The 4,547-nt window shown below is 67.6% G+C and carries 2 protein-coding genes; one reads left to right on the forward strand and one right to left on the reverse strand.

The features are described 5' to 3' along the window. Positions 1-102: 102 nt before the first annotated feature. Positions 103-2,910, forward strand: a complete 2,808-nt coding sequence (locus BRAS3809_RS23315; RefSeq protein WP_008964499.1) for a di-heme-cytochrome C peroxidase — start codon at positions 103-105, stop codon at positions 2,908-2,910. 47 nt (positions 2,911-2,957) lie between these two features. On the opposite strand, the gene BRAS3809_RS23320 is transcribed toward BRAS3809_RS23315, so the two are convergent. Further along, a partial coding sequence (locus BRAS3809_RS23320; RefSeq protein WP_035657861.1) for a DUF2309 domain-containing protein occupies positions 2,958-4,547 on the reverse strand: 1,590 nt, incomplete at its 5' end.

Below are 4,547 nucleotides of genomic sequence, written 5' to 3' on the forward strand. Positions count from 1 at the left end.
CGGCGTGCGCTTCGCACGCTCTTCGGCGCAATTCGGCGCCGCCATTGTTTGCTTGCGTGATCTTCGTTTTTCATCCCAGGTACTTTGCAAGGATGTCGTTCGATGCAAGAAGACAGCGCCCGCGTCCGTGACGCCCTGCCCGGACAGACCCCCGTTTCGCCCAACAATCCCTGCCCCTTCCTGCGCGCGCTCGTCGCGGGCGGCTTCGTCGATGGTCACAGCGTCCCGCTGAAGACGATCGCCGGCAAGGTCGAGGCGGCCAGCGGTGAGACCGGCCTCAAGAAGAGCATCGTCGGCATCGAGACCTTCGGCGTGGCGCTGATCGCCAACGGCTTCTCCCCGGTGCGGCTGTTGAAGAGCCTGGTGTCGGGCGCCGACCTCGACCATTTGCGCAACGGACCGCTCGACAAGCATGGCGGCGGCTCGCGCATCCTCGACGCCGAGGCCAAGGTCCACTCCGAGGAGATCGATCGGTTCGCGAGCTTCGGCAGCGATTATCCTGATCCCAATGGCGGCACCGAGCCGGGCCTGAACGCGGCCCAGATCCAGACCTTCATGAAGGCCAATCTGCAGCGCGACGGCAACCAGGCGCGCTGGTACTTCCCGGTGCTGATGCAGGGCGAGTGGCCGGTGCTGCTGAACATCCTCGGCAAGGGCGAAGGCGACAGCCGCTACCTTTCGGTTGCGGATGTCCGCACGTTGTTTGTCGAACGTCGCTTCCCGCAACGCATCGTGACGCGGCTGATGGCCAAGCCGAAGCCGGCCGGCATCATCTGGCGCATTGGCAAGGCTGTTGTCGGCACCGTCGTGGTCGGCGCCGTCGCGCTGCTGGCGGCCTGGATCGCCGCGCCGGACGCGGTCAGCGACAAGCTCAGCGCGATCCTGCCGAAGAAGGTCGCGGCGCTGATCCCGCCGGCGCTGCCCGAGGTCGAGCCGACCAAATCCGCCTATTGGCTCGACCAGGGCTGGACCACCAAGGACCGGCACTGGTTCCATCACGTCACGCAGGGCACGGCGACCTTCCCGATCCCCTATGCCTGGTTCATGGCCATGGAGCAGCCTTATCTGTCGCCATTCGGCTCGCCGGGGCTGATCTCCGACAGCGCCTATCTCGAACGCTTCGGCTTCATCCCGAGCCCGAAGAGCGTCGAAGGCGATCCGAGCGCACTCCGCCCCTTCGGCTACGCGGCCAACGCGACTGCGAAGGCAGACATCGCGCCGGAGCTGCCCGCCGGCCTGAAGCCGACGCCCGCCAGCAATGAAGGCGGCCTGCCGGTCGGCTTCGCCCGGCTCTCCGGCGCGACGGATCCGGTCACCGGCGCGGCACAGCCCGACAAGATCGGCCTGACCTGTGCCGCCTGTCATACCGGCAGCATCCACTACAAGGGTGTCAGCGTGCGCTTCGACGGCGGCCCCGGAATGGTGGATTTGCGCAAGCTCGAAAAGCTGATGGGCTTTGCGATGCTCCTGACGCAGCACGTGCCGACCCGCTTCTCGCGCTTCGCCGATCGCGTGCTCGGTGCGAATGCTACCGAGGCCGATCGCGAGAAGCTGAAGAAGGACCTGAAAGCCGCGACCGACTTCGCACTCAACATGCAGGCCAAGAACTACGAGGCCGCGATCGAGGCCAAGGGACAGACCGAGACCGACGAAGGCTTCGGCCGGCTCGATGCGCTCAACCGCATCGGCAACCAGGTGTTCTATCTCGACATGGCGGTGAGCGGCCTGCCGAACATGACCGGCAACCAGGAGGCCATCGACGCGCCGGTGTCCTACCCGCCGATCTGGACGGTGCCGTGGTTCTCCTGGGCGCAGTATGACGGCTCGATCTCTCAGCCTTTGATCCGCAATGCTGGCGAGGCGCTCGGCGTTTCGGCGCAGATCAATTTCTCGCCGGAAACGGCGAGCGACCGGCTGTGGCGCTCGTCGATGGCGATCGAGAACCTGGCGCATATCGAGGACATGCTGCGCGGCCCGGATCCGTTCGCGACGACGACGCCAGCTTTCGGCGGCCTCTCCTCGCCGAAATGGCCGGAGAAGCTGTTCGCCGGCGACGACGCCTGGAAGGTCGACTCGGCCCGCGTCGAGCGCGGCCGCAAGCTTTACGCCGCCATCTGCGTGGAGTGCCATCTCGGGCCGGTCGCCGACCCCGTGTTCGACAAGACCTATCCGGACAAGAGCTTCTGGAAGATCAAGCCGGCGGATGACTGGGAATCGAAGGGCTGGAGCGCCAAGGGTCCGATCCTCGATCTGGTCCAGAAGCCGGTGAAGGTGATGCAGACCGATCCGGGACAGGCCAGCATCCTGGCCAATCGCAAGGTCAAGGTGCCCGGCTTCCTCGAGGTCGATCCGGCCAAGGACCTGAAGGGCTGCAAGCTGCCGCCGGGCTCGACCACCGACATGCCCTACGCGCTCGCGCTGATGGCGGTGGTGCAGAAGGCAAGCGACAAATGGATGGAGGACCACAACCTCTCGCCGGCCGAGCAGGCGGCGCTGTGGGGCGACCGGCCGAACTGCCCGAATCGAGCCGGCAACACCTATCGCGCCCGCCCGCTGAACGGCGTCTGGGCCACCGCGCCCTATTTGCACAACGGCTCGGTCCCCTCGCTGTACTGGCTGCTGACGCCGGCGGCCGAGCGGCCGACCTCGTTCTGCCAGGGCGCCCGCGACTATGATCCCATCCATGTCGGCTTCGATGTCCCGAAGGGCGGCGAAGCCTCGTGCAAGGTCGGCCAGACGCTGTTCATGGCCAAGGACACCAGCGGCAAGCCGATCAAGGGGAACAGCACGCTCGGCCATTCCTTCGAGGGGCCGGCCAGGCCCAACAAGGACTATCCGGACGGCATCATCGGCGGTGCCTTCTCCGAGGAGGAGCGCTCGGACCTGATCGCGTATCTGAAGACGCTGTGAACTGACGATACGGCGCGCCTTGCCGGAAGCGAGGCGCGCCGCCGCGATCATGCGGCTCTCCATTCGCCGGGGCCGATGCAGCGCCGGATCGTTCCCTGCTCGCTCAGGGAGTGCAGCATCACCCAGCCATTGGCCACAAGATCGCGCACGCCCTGGTGACGCTGCATGACCTCGTCCATCGCGGCCTCCGGCGCGGCGATGAAGACGTTCAGGCGCACCGGCTCGTGGACGAAGCGGCTGCCGTCATGCACGGACTGCCAGGGCAGCCCGACCCGGAGATCGCCGGCATTGCCCTCGAGCACGCCGAGCTGGCCGACGATGTTGTGCAGCACCTTGTTGCCGCTGCCGAAGGCCGAGTTATTCACGGTCGAGCCGTAGTATTGCAGATTGATCCAGCTCGCGACCACCATCGGCGCCGTCATGATCAGCTCGAGCGTGCGGTAGCCGTCGTCGCGCGCGGCCTCGTAGGAGTGCAGGAAGGCGCGGCCGCCGAGGTCGAGCCCGCGGGTGAAGCTGCGCGGCGCGGCGACGAAGGCGGCGTTGCCGGCGAGTCCCCATTCGGGGCGTACCTGCGACCAGTCGCGGCTGCGCGCGATGACGGCCTCATCGACATTGGATGCGTCGGGAATACCGAGCAGCGCGCTGCGCTCGAGCCGCGCCAGCCGCGCGGCGTCCGCGAGCCGTGCCTTCAGCTGAGACAGATCCTGCGCGAGCGCGGCCGGAACGTCGTCCTCGTCGAACAGCGTCACCGCGTCGGTCGTGGTGTCGTGCAGCGCGCCGATGAACCAGCAATCGGCGGGGATGTCGATGCCCTTGGCGCGCAGCCCCTCCCGCACGCGCCAATCATTCAGCACGGCCGCCGCGACCCGCGCATTGGCCTCGCCGGTGTGGCCGCCGCAGGCGCCGCAATCCAGCCCCGACGCGTGCGGGTTGTTGACCGTGGTGCTGCCATGGCCGGCGAGCAGCACCAGCCGGGCGAATGGCCCGGTCATCGACATCGCCTTCAGCACGGCCTCGGCCATCGCGACGCGCTGCGCGTCGTTGAACCCGGTCATCCGTCCGCCGAGCTCGCCCGGCGTTAGCCTCGGCTGCACGCGTGCCGCGATCTCGGGATCGAGGCCATCGACCACCGGCGAAGGCACGGGCCGCGTCACGCCCAGGCTGTCGGTCGCGATCTTGGCGGCGAAGCCGAGGCCGGCGGTCTCGACGAAGGAGAACGACGACACGGCCGAGACCTTGAACGACTTCCAGGCCTTGGCCGCGCGCCGCCGCAACAGCCGCAGGCCCAGCACCTCGGCCTGCTCGACATCGTCGGCGTCCTTGACGGCCTCGCACACGATGAAGGCGGGCTTGAGCAGCACCGGGCATTGCGCGCCGCCTTTGGTGTGGCCGATCGGGACATATTCGATCGGGAAGCCGAAGAATCCGGCGAAGCCGATCGTCTCGGCCTCGGGATAGGCCGTCTCCAGCGCCCGCCGGAAGATCTCCGAGCGCACGTCGATGCAGAACGCGGCCTGCACCGGCGGCCGCGCCGGCAGCCGGCTGACCGCCGCCAGCGTGCCATGCGCGGCGAGCCGTGCGACGAGCTTGCTCCGGAACGCGATCTCATAGGCCTCGTGCAGGACGAGATCGATCGC

The organism is Bradyrhizobium sp. STM 3809, assembly GCF_000239795.1.
Classification (GTDB): domain Bacteria; phylum Pseudomonadota; class Alphaproteobacteria; order Rhizobiales; family Xanthobacteraceae; genus Bradyrhizobium.

What these genes read in the sequence shown, in the direction of transcription:
- BRAS3809_RS23315 (WP_008964499.1), top strand. Translation starts at nt 103, where the DNA reads ATGCAAGAAGACAGCGCCCGCGTCCGTGACGCCCTGCCCGGACAGACC.